Annotated in this window: 12 protein-coding genes; 9 read left to right on the plus strand and 3 right to left on the minus strand. The window is 63.3% G+C overall.

The window, feature by feature from the left end; translation table 11 throughout:
* Position 1: 1 nt before the first annotated feature.
* Together ACF8RA_RS03520 and mnmC are read right to left on the minus strand one after the other, a co-directional pair.
* Complete coding sequence (locus ACF8RA_RS03520; RefSeq protein ID WP_209964134.1) at positions 2-1,789, minus strand: N-acetylglutaminylglutamine amidotransferase; 1,788 nt, start codon at positions 1,787-1,789, stop codon at positions 2-4.
* A gap of 130 nt (positions 1,790-1,919) precedes the next feature.
* Entirely contained in the window at positions 1,920-3,884 is a 1,965-nt protein-coding gene (mnmC, locus tag ACF8RA_RS03525) for a bifunctional tRNA (5-methylaminomethyl-2-thiouridine)(34)-methyltransferase MnmD/FAD-dependent 5-carboxymethylaminomethyl-2-thiouridine(34) oxidoreductase MnmC (protein WP_392518787.1), read from the minus strand.
* Positions 3,885-4,020: 136 nt separating this feature from the next.
* On the opposite strand from mnmC, the gene pap reads away from it, so the two are divergent.
* Both pap and ACF8RA_RS03535 read left to right on the plus strand, forming a co-directional pair.
* Positions 4,021-5,514: a polyphosphate:AMP phosphotransferase gene (pap, locus tag ACF8RA_RS03530; protein ID WP_176685038.1), complete on the plus strand. Its 1,494-nt coding sequence runs from the start codon at positions 4,021-4,023 to the stop codon at positions 5,512-5,514.
* Positions 5,515-5,805: 291 nt separating this feature from the next.
* Positions 5,806-6,759 carry a DMT family transporter gene (locus ACF8RA_RS03535; protein WP_339444558.1) on the plus strand — a complete coding sequence of 318 codons (954 nt, stop codon included), beginning with the start codon at positions 5,806-5,808 and terminating at the stop codon, positions 6,757-6,759.
* 117 nt (positions 6,760-6,876) lie between these two features.
* On the opposite strand, the gene ACF8RA_RS03540 is transcribed toward ACF8RA_RS03535, so the two are convergent.
* Positions 6,877-8,271, minus strand: coding sequence for a class II fumarate hydratase (locus tag ACF8RA_RS03540; RefSeq protein WP_176685041.1), 1,395 nt, complete (start codon positions 8,269-8,271; stop codon positions 6,877-6,879).
* 154 nt (positions 8,272-8,425) lie between these two features.
* On the opposite strand from ACF8RA_RS03540, the gene ACF8RA_RS03545 reads away from it, so the two are divergent.
* The 7 genes from ACF8RA_RS03545 (at position 8,426) to ACF8RA_RS03575 (ending at position 16,440) form a co-directional block, all read left to right on the plus strand.
* Positions 8,426-8,950 (plus strand): DUF2059 domain-containing protein, encoded by a 525-nt coding sequence (locus tag ACF8RA_RS03545; RefSeq protein WP_176685042.1) that lies wholly within the window; start codon positions 8,426-8,428, stop codon positions 8,948-8,950.
* A gap of 10 nt (positions 8,951-8,960) precedes the next feature.
* Entirely contained in the window at positions 8,961-9,257 is a 297-nt protein-coding gene (locus tag ACF8RA_RS03550) for a BolA family protein (protein ID WP_392515452.1), read from the plus strand.
* Between the two features lie 227 nt (positions 9,258-9,484).
* Positions 9,485-10,417 carry a rhodanese-related sulfurtransferase gene (locus tag ACF8RA_RS03555; RefSeq protein ID WP_339444641.1) on the plus strand — a complete coding sequence of 311 codons (933 nt, stop codon included), beginning with the start codon at positions 9,485-9,487 and terminating at the stop codon, positions 10,415-10,417.
* 3 nt (positions 10,418-10,420) lie between these two features.
* Positions 10,421-11,053, plus strand: a complete 633-nt coding sequence (locus ACF8RA_RS03560; protein ID WP_209964154.1) for a DsbA family protein — start codon at positions 10,421-10,423, stop codon at positions 11,051-11,053.
* Entirely contained in the window at positions 11,046-12,878 is a 1,833-nt protein-coding gene (locus ACF8RA_RS03565) for an ABC transporter ATP-binding protein (protein WP_392462306.1), read from the plus strand. Before ACF8RA_RS03560 ends, ACF8RA_RS03565 begins: the two co-directional genes overlap by 8 nt.
* 289 nt (positions 12,879-13,167) lie before the next feature.
* Positions 13,168-15,624, plus strand: a complete 2,457-nt coding sequence (locus tag ACF8RA_RS03570) for an EAL domain-containing protein (protein ID WP_176685046.1) — start codon at positions 13,168-13,170, stop codon at positions 15,622-15,624.
* A 30-nt stretch (positions 15,625-15,654) separates the two neighbouring features.
* Entirely contained in the window at positions 15,655-16,440 is a 786-nt protein-coding gene (locus tag ACF8RA_RS03575; protein WP_392515450.1) for a TenA family transcriptional regulator, read from the plus strand.
* Positions 16,441-16,488 lie beyond the last annotated feature (48 nt).

The following is a 16,488-nucleotide window of genomic DNA, read 5'->3' on the forward strand; positions in this document are numbered from 1 at the left end:
GTCAGATTCCTTGTTCGCTCAACCACAGGTTAAGCGCTGCCAGTTGCCACAGCTTGGAACCGCGCAATGGCGTCAGTTGACCGTGCGGGTTGCTCAGCAGGCGGTCGAGCATGGCCGGGTTGAACAACCCTCGGTCCTGGCTGGGGTCGGTCAACAGCTCACGTACCCAGCCCAGGGTGGCACCTTCCAGATGCTTCAGGCCCGGTACCGGGAAGTAACCCTTCTTGCGGTCGATCACCTCATGCGGGATCACCCGTCGCGCCGCCTGCTTGAGCACCTGCTTGCCGCCGTCGGGCAGCTTGAAGCGTGCGGGTATGCGTGCCGACAGTTCCACCAGGCGGTAATCAAGGAACGGCGTGCGCGCCTCCAGGCCCCAGGCCATGGTCATGTTGTCCACCCGCTTGACCGGGTCGTCGACCAGCATCACGGTGCTGTCCAGGCGCAGGGCCTTGTCCACGGCAGCCGGTGCGCCCGGGCGCGCGAAGTGTTCGCGTACGAAGTCACCGGCGGCATCGGTTTCCAGCAGCCAGGGGGCCTGCACGGTGTCGCGGTACTCGGCGTGGCTGCGGTCGAAGAACGCATCACGATAGGCCGCATAGGCATCGTCGGCGCCGTCCACCTGCGGGTACCAGTGGTAACCGGCGAACAGCTCGTCGGCACCCTGGCCGCTCTGTACGCCCTTGCAGTGCTTGGCCACTTCCCGCGACAGCAGGTAGAACGCGATGCAGTCGTGGCTGACCATCGGCTCGCTCATGGCGCGGAACGCAGCCGGCAACTGGTCGATGATCTCGTGTTCGGCAATGCGCAGTTGGTGATGGCGGGTGCCGTAGTGCCTGGCGATCAGGTCGGAGTACTGGAACTCATCGCCGCGCTCTCCGCCGGCATCCTCGAAGCCGATGGAGAAGGTCGACAGGTCTTCCACCCCCACTTCGCGCAGCAGGCCGACCAGCAGGCTGGAATCGACCCCGCCGGACAGCAACACGCCAACATCCACAGCAGCCCGTTGGCGGATGGCTACGGCGTCCCGGGTAGCGTCGAGCACGCGGGTGGTCCAGCCTTCCAGGTCCAGTTCATGCTCGTCGGGGTGGGGGCCGTAGTGCAGTTGCCACCAGACCTGGCGTTCCACTTCGCCATGCTGGTCGATGCGCATCCAGGTGCCAGGCTCCAGCTTCTGCACGTTGGCCAGCAGGGTACGCGGTGCCGGTACCACGGCATGGAAGTTCAGGTAGTGGTTGAGAGCCACCGGGTCGAGCATCGGGTCGATGTCGCCGCCCTTGAGCAGCGCCGGCAGGGTCGAGGCAAAGCGCAGGCGCTCACCGTTGCGCGACAGGTACAGGGGTTTGACGCCGAGGCGGTCGCGGGCCAGGAACAGGCGCTGGTTGTCGCGCTCCCAGATGGCCAGGGCAAACATGCCGTTGAGCTTGGGCAGCAGGGCCGCGCCCCAGGCGTGGTAGCCCTTGAGCAGCACCTCGGTGTCGCCGTCGGACCAGAAGCTGTAGCCCAGCGCCTGCAGTTCCTCGCGCAGTTCGGGGAAGTTGTAGATGGCACCGTTGAAGGCCAACGACAGGCCCAGGGTGTTGTCGACCATCGGCTGCGCCGAGCCGTCGGACAGGTCCATGATCTTCAGGCGCCGGTGGCCCAGGGCGATCGGGCCCTGGCTATGGAAGCCCCAGGCATCCGGGCCACGCGGGGCCAGGTGATGGGTAATGCGCTCTACCGCAGCCAGGTCGGCTGGGCGAGGGGCTTGGTCGATGGGGGTGAAACGCAATTCTCCTGCTAATCCGCACATAAGTCCTTACCGGTTTTTCCGTTGGGGAGGTGATGCCCCGGATTAGGGCACCTTAATGAACTGACATGTTTGCTTTTTGAGAGTTTTAGACCTTTTGGTTATAAGTGGATGGGCATACAGCTTGATGCTATCACGTCCCTCGAATCAACCGACGCAACCCAAACCGGTTCGGATGGCAGGCCTCCACCACCGCCCGCGGCAATGGCAGCGGTTCCCCACATACCCAGGCCGCCACCAGCTCGCCACTCAACGGCGCCGTGATCAACCCGCGTGAGCCGTGCCCGCTGTTCACATACAACCCGCCCAACCAAGGGCAGGGCACATCCGGTACCTGCCGTGCATCACGGCCCAGCACTGCGTAGGCTTCGGCAAACGCCTGCCCGTCGGCGACCGGCCCGACGATCGGCAGGTAATCCGGGCTGGTGCAACGGAACGCTGCACGCCCCTGCAGTTGCTCAGCGTCCAGTTTAGCCACGCCCAGCCGCTGCGCCAGATCGACGGAAATTTCGTCCAGCAGTGCCAGGTTGCCCTGGTGCTCGGCCAGCGTCGGCGCAAGGTCCTCACTGTGGAAGTCAAAACTTGCCCCCAGTGTATGTTCACCCTCGCGCGGCGGTGCCACATAGCCTTCCGCGCACACCACGGTACGCAGTGCCTGGCTGCTGGCGGTGGCCGGCAAGCGGGTGATCTGCCCACGGATGCGCTTGAGTGGTAACTGCGCGCAAGGGGCGAAGCGCCGCACATCCGCTGCACCGGCCAGGACCACCACTGGAGCGCTGGCTAACAGCTGGTCGCCAGCCCAGGCCTGCCACTGTTCACCCACTTTGCGCAGTTCGAGCACTTCCTGGTGGGTCACCAGCTGAATACCTGGGTGCTGCAACTGCTGCTGACACAGTGCCGGCGGGTGCACCCAGCCACCTTCGGGGTAGAACAACCCGCCGCCAGGCAACGCCACGCCGGCGATGGCTTCGGCCTCGGCGCGCTCCAGCGGGTGCAGCAAGCCGCGGTCGAAGGCGGCAGCCAGCTTGCCCTGGCGTTCGGCCTCCTTGCTGTCGAAGGCCAGTTGCAGCACCCCGCAGGCATCCCAGTCACGGCCACGCTGCAAGCGCTGCAGCTGGCGCCGGGTGTAGCCGAACCCGGACAGGATCATCTGCGACAGCGCGGTGCCATGGGCAGACAGCTTGAGGTACAGCACCCCTTGCGGGTTGCCCGAAGCTTCCTGGGCCGGGGTTTCGTGGCGCTCCAGCACGGTAACCTGCCAGCCACGCCGGGCCAGGCTGGCGGCGCTGCTGCTGCCGGCAAGACCGGCACCGATCACCAGCGCCTCGCGCGGCCCCTGTGCAGCAGCGGGGCGTGCGTACCAAGGCGCGTGTGGGCCGGGCAGGGGGCCGACGTAGGCGCCGCTCATCACTTCCCACTTCTTGCCGATGCCTGGCACCTTCTTCATGGCGAAGCCGGCTTCTACCAGGCTGCGGCGTACCCAGCCGGTAGTGGTGAAGGTGCCCAGCACCGTGCCCGGATGCGATAGCCGCGCCAGTTGCGCAAACAGCGCCGGGGTCCACATGTCGGGGTTCTTGGCGGGGGCGAAGCCGTCGAGGAACCACACATCGATCTGCGCATCGAGCTGCGGCAGCTGTTCCAGCACATCGCCTATCAACAGGGTCAGGGTGACCCTGCCATCGGCGAAGGTGAACTGCTGAAAGCCCGGGTGCACCGCCACGTACTGCTCCAGCAGCGGCTCGGTATAGGCGGCCAGTTCAGGCCACAGGCTTACTGCGCGGGCCATGTCGGCGTGGGCGAGGGGGTACTTTTCGACGCTGACGAAGTGCAGGCGCGCGTCGCTGTGTGCGTGCTGGTCAAACAGCTGCCAGGCGCAGAAAAAATTCATGCCGGTGCCAAAACCGGTTTCGCCGATCACCGTGCAGGCATGCGGCGCCAGGTTGGCAAAACGCTCGGCCAGGCGGGTCTGGCCTAGGAACACGTGCTTGGTTTCTTCGATGCCTTCGTTGACTGCGAAATAGACGTCGTCATAGTGCCGCGAATGGGGGCGGCCCTGGTCATCCCAGTCGATCTGGGCGTGCTGGAGGAGGGTGGGCATGGTTGGCTCGGTTGCAGCGGATGGCGGGATTTTATGTCATCCGGATGAGCTGTGGGAGCGCGCTCACTCGGGAAGAGGCCCGTACAGGCAGAAATGAAATCCGCTAGTCTTGCTTATCCATTGAAGGAGCCAGTGCATGTTCGAATCTGCCGAAATCGGCCACAGCATCGACAAGGAGGCTTACGACGCCGAGGTACCCGCTTTACGCGAGGCCCTGCTCGAAGCCCAGTACGAACTCAAGCAGCAAGCGCGTTTTCCGGTGATCGTGCTGATCAACGGCATTGAAGGCGCCGGCAAGGGTGAGACGGTAAAACTGCTCAACGAGTGGATGGACCCGCGCATGATCGATGTGCTCACCTTCGACCAGCAGACCGACGAAGAGCTGGCCCGCCCGCCCGCCTGGCGTTACTGGCGGGCCTTGCCGCCCAAGGGGCGGATGGGGGTGTTCTTTGGCAACTGGTACAGCCAGATGCTGCAGGGGCGTGTGCACGGGGTGTTCAAGGATGCCGTCCTCGATCAGGCCATTACCGGTGCCGAACGCCTGGAGGAGATGCTTTGCGATGAAGGTGCGCTGATCATCAAGTTCTGGTTCCACCTGTCCAAGAAGCAGATGAAGGCGAGGCTGAAATCGCTCAAGGACGACCCGCTGCACAGCTGGAAGATCAGCCCGCTGGATTGGCAGCAATCGCAAACCTACGACCGTTTCGTGCGCTTTGGTGAGCGCGTGCTGCGCCGCACCAGCCGCGACTATGCGCCATGGCACATCATCGAGGGGGTAGACCCGAATTACCGCAGCCTGGCGGTGGGGCGCATTCTGCTGGAAAGCCTGCAGGCCGCGCTGGCCAATAACCCCAAGGGCAAGCACCAGGGCAACGTGGCCCCGTTGAGCCATAGCATCGACGACCGCAGCCTGCTTGGCGCCCTGGACATGACGTTGCGGCTGGACAAGGCCGACTACCAGGAACAGTTGATCACCGAACAGGCCCGCCTGGCCGGCCTGCTGCGTGACAAGCGCATGCGCCGGCACGCGCTGGTGGCGGTGTTCGAAGGCAACGACGCCGCCGGCAAGGGGGGCGCCATCCGTCGCGTGGCGGCGGCGCTGGATCCGCGTCAGTACCGCATCGTGCCGATTGCCGCACCCACTGAAGAAGAGCGCGCCCAGCCCTACCTGTGGCGGTTCTGGCGGCACATCCCGGCACGTGGCAAGTTCACCATCTTCGACCGCTCCTGGTATGGCCGGGTGCTGGTGGAGCGGGTGGAAGGCTTCTGCAGCCCGGCCGACTGGATGCGTGCCTACAGCGAGATCAACGACTTTGAAGAGCAGTTGGTGGATGCGGGCGTGGTGGTGGTGAAGTTCTGGCTGGCGATCGATCAGCAAACCCAACTGGAGCGTTTCGAAGAGCGTGAGCAGATTCCGTTCAAACGCTACAAGATCACCGAGGATGACTGGCGCAACCGCGACAAGTGGGACGAATACTCCCAGGCTGTGGGCGACATGGTCGACCGCACCAGCAACGAGATTGCCCCATGGACGCTGGTGGAAGCCAATGACAAGCGCTGGGCGCGGGTGAAGGTGGTGCGCACCATCAACGAGGCGCTGGAAGCGGCGTTTGCCAAGCACAAGAAATAGCCGAAGGTGAGGTTGCCTGTTCTGGCCTCTTCGCGGGTAAACCCGCTCCTACCGGGGATCGCGTGCTGAGCTGCGCCCCGGATGTTGGACAAAAAATCCAACACCGGGGCGCAGTTCACGCTCCTGTAGGAGCGGGTTTACCCGCGAAAGGGCCAGCACAGGCAACACCTCCCCCCAGCCATGCCCCAAAAGAATGACCTGATGAATTCTTTTCTCGGCACTCTCCACCGTCCCCGTCCTCCAACCCCGTAGAATTCAACAACCCCCACTACGGGCTTGATCGAGGATTTTATGCACACCACTTCTGGCCGCTGGGGCTATGGGCTGTTCCTGGCACTTCTGACAGCGCTGCTCTGGGGCATCCTGCCGATCAAGCTCAAGCAGGTACTGCAAGTGGTCGACCCGATCACTGTCACCTGGTACCGGCTGCTGGTCTCCGGCGGCCTGCTGTTCGCCTGGCTGGCGGCTCAGCGGCGTTTGCCGTCCATCCGCAAGCTGGCGCCCAGGGGCAAGGGCCTGGTGCTGGTTGCGGTGCTCGGCCTGATGGGCAACTACGTGCTCTACCTGATCGGTCTCAAACTGCTTAGCCCGGGTACCGCACAACTGGTGGTACAGATCGGCCCGGTGCTGTTGCTGGTGGCCAGCGTGTTCGTGTTCCGCGAGCGCTTCAGTGTGGGGCAGGGCATGGGGCTGTTGGTGCTGCTGGCAGGGTTTGGCCTGTTCTTCAACCAGCGCCTGGAAGAGCTGCTGACTTCACTGGGTGCCTATACTACCGGCGTGTTGACCATCTTGCTGGCGACCAGCATCTGGGTGTTCTACGCCCTGAGCCAGAAGCAGTTGCTGACCGTGTGGCACTCGCAGCAGGTGATGATGGTGATCTACCTCAGCTGCGCTGGGTTGCTGACACCTTGGGTGCACCCACTGGAGGCCTTGCAACTGACCCCGGTGCAAGGCTGGCTGCTGCTGGCCTGTTGCCTGAACACCCTGGTGGCGTACGGCGCGTTCGCCGAAGCGCTGGCGCACTGGGAGGCGTCGCGGGTAAGTGCCACGCTGGCGCTGACCCCGTTGGTGACCTTCGTTGCGGTGGCGCTGGCAGCATGGGTGTGGCCTGACTATGTGCATGCCGAGGACATCAACGCCCTGGGCTATGTGGGGGCGGTCACGGTGGTGTTCGGTTCGGCGCTGGTGGCGCTGGGGCCCTCGCTGGTGGCGGGTTGGCGGGCCCGCAGGGCGCGGTTGGCCTAGGTCTGTCGATTGCCTGTACCGGCCCTTTCGCGGGTAAACCCGCTCCTACAATGGATTGAGCCTCTCGGTGTAGGAGCGGGTTTACCCGCGAAAGGGCCGGTACAGGCTACAGAGCAGTCAGCCCTTGCCCCCCGGCGCCAGCATGTTCTCCGGCCGCACCCACTGGTCGAATTGCTCATTGGTCAGATACTTCAACGCCAAGGCCGCCTCGCGCAAGGTCTTGCCCTCGCTGTAAGCCTTCTTGGCAATTTCCGCCGCCTTGTCATAACCAATATGCGGGTTCAGCGCGGTCACCAGCATCAACCCGCGCTCCAGGTGCGCGGCCATCTGCTCGGCATCCGGCTCGATACCCGCCACGCAATGCGCCTGGAAGTTGCGGCAACCATCGGCCAGCAACTCGATGGACTGCAGCAGGTTATGGATGATTACCGGCTTGAACACATTCAGCTGCAAATGCCCCTGGCTGGCGGCAAAGCCGATGGCCGCGTCGTTGCCCAGTACCTGGCAGGCCAGCATCGACAGCGCCTCGCACTGGGTGGGGTTGACCTTGCCCGGCATGATCGAGCTGCCCGGCTCGTTGGCGGGCAGGCGCACCTCGGCCAGCCCGGCGCGCGGACCGGATCCCAGCAGGCGCAGGTCGTTGGCGATTTTCATCAGGGCCACGGCCAGGGTCTTCAGGGCCCCCGCCAGGCTGGTCAGCGGTTCGTGGCCGGCGAGGGCGGCGAACTTGTTGGGCGCGGTGATGAGCGGCAGGCCGGACAGCGCCGCCAACTCGGCAGCGATGGCTTCAGCAAAACCCTGCGGGGCGTTGAGCCCGGTACCCACGGCAGTACCGCCCTGAGCCAGTTCGCACACCGCCGGCAGGGTGGCGCGTATGGCGCGCTGGGCGTAATCGAGCTGGGCGACGAAGGCCGACACTTCCTGGCCGAAGGTAATCGGCGTGGCGTCCATCATGTGCGTGCGGCCGGTTTTCACCAGCTTGTGGTGACGCATCGACAGCTCGGCCAGTCCCGAAGACAATTCGGTGACGGCCGGCAGCAGCTTTTCATGCACCGCCAGGGCTGCCGCAATGTGCATGGCGGTGGGGAAGCAGTCGTTGGAGCTCTGCGAGCGGTTGACGTGGTCATTGGGATGTACTGGCGCCTTGCCGCCACGGCCTTTGCCGGCCAGTTCGTTGGCGCGCCCGGCGATCACCTCGTTGACGTTCATGTTGCTCTGGGTGCCGCTGCCCGTCTGCCAGACGACGAGCGGGAACTGATCGTCGTGCTGGCCATCCAGCACTTCATCGGCGGCCTGTTCGATCAGCCGGGCGATGTCGGCCGGCAGGTCGCCATTGCGGTCGTTGACGCGCGCAGCGGCCTTCTTGATCAGTGCCAGGGCGTGCAATACCGCGAGGGGCATGCGTTCCTTGCCAATGGCGAAGTTGATCAGCGAACGCTGGGTCTGCGCACCCCAGTAGGCGTCCTCCGGAACTTCGACCGGGCCCAGGCTGTCTGTCTCGATACGGCTCATTCTGTACTCACTCCTGTGTAGTTCGAAATCGCAGTTTAGGCCCTGATTCGACCGAGCGGTTCCGTCGCTCGTCGTGCCACTTGAGCACTTCGCCACCACGGCGCAGAATGCTCTACCCTGAGGTGCCCGCCACCCTCTCTTTGAAGGAAATGCAATGACCCGTCTCCGTGTCCTTTGTGCTGCCGTTGCCCTGGCTTGCGCCAGCGGCCAGGTACTCGCTGCCACCGCCAGCCACAACGCTGCTGCCGAGAAATTCCTGACCCTGGCCAACGCCGACAAGCTGGGCACCCCGGTGTACATGCAAGTGCAGCAGATGTTCGCCCAGCGTTTCGCCCAGACCAAAGCCCCGTCCGCCAAGCAGCCCGTACTGGAAAGCTACCAGGCCAAGGCCAATGCCGCGCTGGACAACGCCATCGGCTGGAAAAAGCTGAAGCCGAAGATGGTCGACCTGTACACCCGCACCTTCACCGAGCAGGAGCTGAAGGACCTGGTGAAGTTCTACGAATCGCCGCTGGGCAAGAAAGTGCTGCGTGAAATGCCCAAGGTCACTCAGCAGTCGGCGCAGCTGACCCAGCAGAGCCTGGAACCAGCAGTACCGGTGGTGAACAAGCTGCTGGAAGACATGACCAAAGAGCTGGACCCGAACGCAGGCAAGGCCGCCGCCCCAGCGAAGAAGTGAGTACGCCGCAATGACCATGCAACAACGAATCGAACAGCAACTGGCCGCCCTGGCGCCGCAACATCTGGAAGTGCTCAACGAAAGTTACATGCACAGTCGTGGTCAGGAGACCCACTACAAGGCGGTGATCGTCAGCGAGCAGTTTGCCGGGTTGAACAGCGTCAAGCGCCACCAGAAGGTGTACGCCACCATGGGTGAGCTGATGGGCGAGATCCACGCCCTGGCCATCCATACCTACACCGCCGAAGAGTGGGCCAAGGTCGGCGTTGCACCGGCCTCGCCCGTTTGCGCCGGCGGCGGGCACTGAAACCTTTCTGTTGTTCTGGTAGAATCCTGCAAAATCCGGGGGCCGCTTTGCGGCCCTTTCGCGACACAAGGCCGCTCCCACAGGAACCGCACTAGCCATCGGGTTACGCGGTCCCTGTGGGAGCGGCCTTGTGTCGCGAAAGGGGTGCAAAGCGCCCCCATGCTTTTTCTGTACCTGTCAAACCCGGTCCGCCCCTTACGAGGGCAACCACCTGGAGATTCCGTTACATGTCTCAAGCCATCGTCGTCGCGGCGCTGTACAAGTTCGTCACCCTGGAAGACTACGTCGAGCTGCGCGAGCCGCTGCTCAAGACCATGCTCGACAACAACGTCAAAGGCACCCTGCTGCTGGCCCAGGAGGGCATCAACGGTACCGTTTCGGGCACCCGGGAAGGCATTGATGGCCTGCTGGCCTGGTTGCGCGATGACCCGCGTCTGGTCGATATCGACCATAAAGAGTCGTACTGCGACGAACAGCCGTTCTACCGCACCAAGGTCAAACTCAAGAAAGAGATCGTCACCCTCGGCGTGCCGGGCGTAGACCCCAACCAGGCCGTTGGCACCTATGTCGAGCCCAAGGACTGGAACGCCCTGATCAGCGACCCGGAAGTGCTGCTGATCGACACCCGCAACGACTACGAAGTGGCCATCGGCACATTCAAGGGCGCCATCGACCCGAAGACCGAAACCTTCCGAGAGTTCCCGGAGTACATCAAGGCCAATTTCGACCCGAGCAAGCACAAGAAGGTCGCCATGTTCTGCACCGGCGGCATCCGTTGCGAAAAGGCCTCCAGCTACATGCTCGGTGAAGGCTTCGAGTCGGTCTATCATCTTAAGGGCGGCATCCTGAAATACTTCGAGGAAGTGCCTCAGGAAGAAAGCCTGTGGGACGGCGACTGCTTCGTCTTCGACAACCGGGTCACGGTGCGCCATGACCTGAGCGAAGGCGAGTACGACCAGTGCCACGCCTGCCGCCACCCGATCAATGCAGAGGAGCGCGCGTCCGAGCACTATTCGCCAGGTGTCAGCTGCCCGCATTGCTGGGACAGCCTGAGCGAGAAGACCCGGCGCAGCGCCATCGACCGGCAGAAGCAGATAGAGCTGGCCAAGGCCCGCAACCTGCCGCACCCGATCGGTTACAACTACAAAGCCGAGGCTTGAAGCATGTCTGCACGCCTGATCTATGTGATGGACCCGATGTGCTCCTGGTGCTGGGGTTTTGCGCCAGTGGCCGCGGCCCTGATCGCCCAGGCGCGTGAGGCAGGCGTGCCCACCCACTTGGTACCGGGCGGGCTGCGCACTGGCGGCAGCGCCCTGGACAGCTCCACTCGCAAGTACATCCTGGAACACTGGCAGGCAGTGGCTGATGCTACCGGCCAGCCGTTCCGCTTCGAGGGGGCCATGCCTGACGGCTTCGTCTACGACACCGAGCCGGCCTGCCGCGCCCTGGTCACGGCCCGCGAGCTGGATGCCGAGCGCGTCTGGCCGCTGCTGGCGTCGATCCAGCGTTCGTTCTACGAGCAGGGCGTCGATGTGACCACCGCGCCGCAGCTGGTCGAGCTAGCCTCGCAGTGTGGCTTCGACCGTGCCGCGTTCGCCGAAACCTTCGCCCGTGCCGATACCCGCGCCGCCACCGCAGCCGACTTCGCCTGGGCCCAGGACCTGGGTATTGCCGGGTTCCCGACCCTGCTGGCCGAGCGCAATGGCCAACTGGCCTTGCTGACCAACGGCTATCAGCCGCTGGAGCGCCTGCAACCCTTGCTCGGCCGCTGGCTGCAGCAGGCCGCCTGTGCTTGATGTGCCTGGGTCACCCGACCCGGTACCGGGCAAGCCATACACTGCGGGCGATCGACTGAGCTGGGCGGAAATCCGCCGCCTGGCCCTGCATCACAAGAAAAACCTCTGGTCCGCGAACCTCATTGCGTTACTGGCGGCGTGTTGCAGTGTGCCCATTCCGCTGCTGCTGCCGCTGCTGGTGGACGAAGTGCTGCTCGGCCACGGCGATGCCGCGCTGAATTGGATGAACCACCTGCTGCCGTCCGGCTGGCAGGTGGCGGCCGGCTACATCGGCCTGATGCTGGCGCTCACCCTGTGCCTGCGCCTGGCTGCGCTGGCGTTCAACGTGATCCAGTCCAAGCTGTTCGCCGGTCTGGCCAAGGATATTGTCTACCGCCTGCGCATCCGCCTGATCGAGCGACTCAAGCGTATTTCGCTGAAGGAATACGAAAGCCTGGGCAGCGGTACGGTGACCACCCACCTGGTCACCGACCTGGACACCCTGGACAAGTTCGTTGGCGAAACCCTAAGCCGCTTCCTGGTGGCCATGCTGACCTTGACCGGCACCGCGGCCATCCTGATCTGGATGCACTGGCAGCTGGCCTTGCTGATCTTGCTGTTCAACCCGCTGGTGATCTACTTCACCGTGCAGTTGGGCAAGCGCGTCAAACACCTGAAAAAGCTCGAAAACGACAGCACCGCGCGCTTTACCCAGGCGCTGGCGGAAACCCTAGATGCCATCCAGGAAATCCGCGCCGGCAACCGCCAGGGCTACTTCCTTGGCCGCCTGGGCCTGCGTGCCCGCGAAGTGCGCGATTACGCCGTGGACTCGCAATGGAAAAGCGATGCCAGTGGCCGTGCCAGCGGCCTGCTGTTCCAGTTCGGCATCGACATCTTCCGCGCGGCGGCCATGCTGACCGTGCTGTTTTCCGACCTGTCGATCGGCCAGATGCTGGCGGTGTTCAGCTACCTGTGGTTCATGATCGGTCCGGTGGAGCAACTGCTTAATCTGCAATATGCGTACTACGCCGCAGGCGGTGCGCTGAGCCGCCTCAACGAGCTGCTGGCGCGTGCCGACGAGCCGCAATACCCAGCCGCCAGCGACCCGTTCGCCGGGCGCGAAACGGTGGGCATTGAAGTGCGCGACCTGCGCTTTGCCTATGCCGACGAGCCGGTACTCGAGCACCTCGACCTGTCCATCGCTGCGGGTGAGAAGGTGGCGATTGTCGGTGCCAGCGGCGGCGGCAAGAGCACGTTGGTGCAGCTATTGCTGGGCCTTTATAGCGCCCAGGCCGGGACCATCCGCTTTGGCGGGGCCAGCCTGCAGGAAATCGGCCTGGAAACCCTGCGCGAGAACGTCGCGGTGGTGTTGCAGCACCCGTCGCTGTTCAACGACAGCGTGCGTGCCAACCTGACCATGGGCCGTGACTGCAGCGATGATGCGTGCTGGCAGGCGCTGCGCATCGCCCAGCTGGATGCCACCATCGCCGCCTTGCCGCAGGGCCTGGACAGTGTGGTGGGGCGTTCAGGTGTGCGCTTGTCCGGTGGCCAGCGCCAGCGCCTGGCCATTGCCCGCATGGTGCTGGCTGAGCCCAAGGTGGTGATCCTCGACGAGGCCACCTCAGCCCTGGATGCTGCAACCGAGTACAACCTGCATCAGGCCTTGGCGCGCTTTCTCAGCGGCCGCACCACGCTGATCATCGCCCACCGGTTGTCAGCGGTGAAACAGGCCGACCGAGTGCTGGTGTTCGATGGCGGGCACGTGGCCGAAGACGGCGACCATCAGCAACTGATTGCCGAGGGTGGGTTATATGCCAAGCTTTATGGGCACCTGCAGCAGAGCTGATTATCTGGTTGCCTTCACCGTACTTGTGGAAGCAACTGTCTTGCTCAATTTCTAAAAGCTGGTGCGATCCCTGTGGGAGCGGGCTTGCCCGCGAACACGGGCGAAGCCCGTGCCATCCACCGCGGTGTCTTCTTCGCGGGTAAACCCGCTCCTGCAATGGCCAGCGCATACGCTGCATAAATCCCCCCGATTCCTTGTCATAAAAATCCCCTCCACAGCAATGGCAAATGGCCTACGCTGTGCTTGTCTGGGTCGATTTACGCCTTATCTGCTCTGTGACAGGGACTCCATGAAGGGAAATCGCACACTCGAAGCGCCAAAGTTGCTCGGCATCACATGGCCTTTCATCGCCGTAGTGGTCCTTCAGGTGGCGTTGGGCAGCCTCAGCCTTTACACGCTCTCGGCCGTGCGCGCCTATGTCGCGGGCGAAAGCCTGTGGTCCAAGGCGCAGAAAGATGCCATCTACTACCTCAGTCTATACAGCGAGACGCGTGACGACAGCACCTACCAACGTTATCGCCAGGCCATTACCGTGCCTCAGGGTGACCAGCGCCTGCGCGAGGTGCTCGACCTCCCCAACCCTGATCTGGACGCCGCGCGACAGGCGGTACTGCAAGGTGGCAACCACCCTGACGATGTCACGCGTATCATCTGGTTCTATCGCAACTTCCGCCATGTCAGCTATATGCAGACAGCCATCGATTACTGGGACATTGGCGACGACTATCTGGCCAAGCTGGATGTACTGGCCGGTGAAATGCGCCAGCGTTTTGCCAGTGGCCCGGTGGATGCAGACACTGTCAGCGAGTGGAAGGCCCGTATTGTCGCCATCAACGAAGGCGTGACCCCGGCGGCCAAGGCCTTCAGTGATGCCTTGGGCGAGGGCTCGCGCGTCGTGCTGCGGGTGCTGCTGATCACCAACCTGCTGACCGCGATGTTCCTGATTGCGATTGCCTGGGGCCGCTCCAGCAAGCTGTTGGCCCAGCGCCAGGCCTTTGCCAGCGCACTGCAGCAAGAAAAAGAGCGTGCGCAGATTACCCTGCAGGCCATCGGTGATGCGGTGATCACCACCGATGTCGAGGGCAATATCGGCTATATGAACCCGGCCGCCGAACAATTGACCCACTGGCAATCCGGCCAGGCCCAGGGCCTGCCACTGTCGGCGCTGTTCAGCCTGGTGGATGAACACGCCGAGGATGACGGTCGCAGCCTGGTCGAACAGGTGCTCAGCGGCAGCCTCAAGGGCGGCTCCGAGCATGCCCGGCTGATCCAGCGCCTGGACGGCAGTACCGTGTCGATCAACCTGGTAGGCTCGCCGATTGTCAGTGATGGCCAGGTCAGTGGCATCGTGCTGGTGCTGCACGATATGACCCAGGAACGCCAGTACATCGCCAATCTGTCCTGGCAGGCGACCCACGATGCCCTGACCGGTCTGGCCAACCGCCGCGAGTTCGAATACCGCCTGGAGCAGGTGCTCAACGACCTGGCACGCCAGGCTGGGCGGCATTCGCTGATGTTCCTCGACCTCGACCAGTTCAAGCTAGTCAACGACACCTGTGGCCACGCGGCCGGCGATGAGTTGCTGCGACACATCTGTGCTGTGCTGCAATCCGGCCTGCGTGAGGGCGATACGCTGGCGCGGCTGGGTGGCGATGAATTTGGCGTGCTGCTGGAAAACTGCCCGCCCGACCAGGCCGAGCGCATTGCCGAACAACTGCGTCAGCTGGTGCAGAGCCTGCACTTCGTATGGAAAGGGCGGCCGTTCGTGACCACGGTCAGCATTGGCCTGGTGCACATGGCCCAGGCCCCCGGCACCCTGGAGGCCTCGCTGCGCGCCGCCGACATGGCCTGCTACATGGCCAAGGAAAAGGGCCGTAACCGGGTGCAGGTGTACCACGCCGACGACAGCGAACTGTCCATGCGGTTTGGCGAAATGGCCTGGATCCAGCGCTTGCATGTGGCCCTGGAAGAAAACCGCTTTTGCCTCTACGCCCAGGAAATCGCCCCGCTTAAAACCTTCGAGGGCCCGGGCCATATCGAAATTCTGTTGCGCCTGCACGACGAAAGCGGCCGCACCATTCTGCCCAGCAGCTTCATCCCGGCGGCCGAGCGCTACGGCCTGATGACCGCACTGGACCGCTGGGTGGTGCGCAATGTGTTCATGGTCATACGCCAGTGCCTGGAAGAAGGGCGAGAAGGGCCGTTGTCGACCTGTGCGATCAACCTGTCGGGGTCCAGCATTGGCGACGACAAGTTCCTCGAATACCTCCAGCGGTTGTTCGTCGAATACGCCATTCCGCCGCGAATGATCTGTTTCGAAATTACCGAAACCAGCGCCATTGCCAACCTGGGCAGCGCCATTCGCTTCATCAACGAGTTGAAAGGGCTGGGTTGCCGTTTCTCGCTTGATGATTTTTGCGCCGGCATGTCGTCGTTTGCCTATCTCAAGCATTTGCCCGTGGACTACCTGAAGATTGACGGGAGTTTCGTCAAGGACATGCTCGACGACCCGGTCAACCGGGCCATGGTCGAGGTCATCAACCATATCGGCCATGTGATGGGTAAACGCACTATTGCCGAGTTCGTCGAAACACCCTTGATCGAGCAGGCCTTGCAGGAAATAGGCGTGGATTACGCCCAGGGCTACCTGATCGAACGCCCCCAGGTGTTCACCTGTGACAGTCTGCAGCGCCAACGGATCGCCGCCCGGCCTCTGTTGCAGCGAGCACCTGGCACGTTTCGCTAGTTGGAAATCACAAGGATCAAGGAGCTGAAAGTGATTGATGCATTCGTTCGTATCGGGCCTTTGATGGACCCCGCCAGTTACCCTCAATGGGCCCAGCAACTGATTGAAGACTGCCGCGAGAGCAAGCGCCGGGTGGTCGAGCATGAGTTTTATGCGCGTCTACGTGATGGCCAACTGAAGCAATCGACCATCCGCCAGTACCTGATCGGTGGCTGGCCGGTGGTGGAACAGTTTTCGTTGTACATGGCGCATAACCTGACCAAGACCCGCTATGGCCGGCATCAGGGCGAGGACATGGCGCGGCGCTGGCTGATGCGCAACATCCGCGTCGAGCTCAACCATGCCGACTACTGGGTGAACTGGTGCCAGGCGCACGGTGTGCACCTGCACGAGTTGCAGGCGCAAGAAGTGCCGCCCGAGCTGAACGGCCTGAACGACTGGTGCTGGCGGGTGTGTGCCACGGAGAACCTGGCCATTTCCATGGCCGCGACCAACTACGCCATCGAGGGCGCCACTGGTGAATGGTCGGCGGTGGTGTGCTCGACCGACACCTACGCGCAGGGGTTCCCTGACGAAGGGCGCAAGCGGGCGATGAAGTGGCTGAAGATGCATGCCCAGTATGACGATGCGCACCCGTGGGAGGCGCTGGAAATCATCTGTACCCTGGCCGGTGAGAACCCGACCCTGGGCTTGCGGACCGAGCTGCGCAGGGCGATCTGCAAGAGTTACGACTGCATGTTCCTGTTCCTGGAGCGCTGCATGCAGCTGGAAGGGCGCCAGCAAGGCCGTATGCGGCCGGCGTTGGCTGCGGGCTGATCGCTTTCCTGTACCGGCCTCTTCGCGGGCTTGCCCGCTCCCACAGGA

The sequence above is a fragment of the Pseudomonas sp. FYR_5 genome, assembly GCF_043106315.1.
Classification (GTDB): domain Bacteria; phylum Pseudomonadota; class Gammaproteobacteria; order Pseudomonadales; family Pseudomonadaceae; genus Aquipseudomonas; species Aquipseudomonas putida_Y.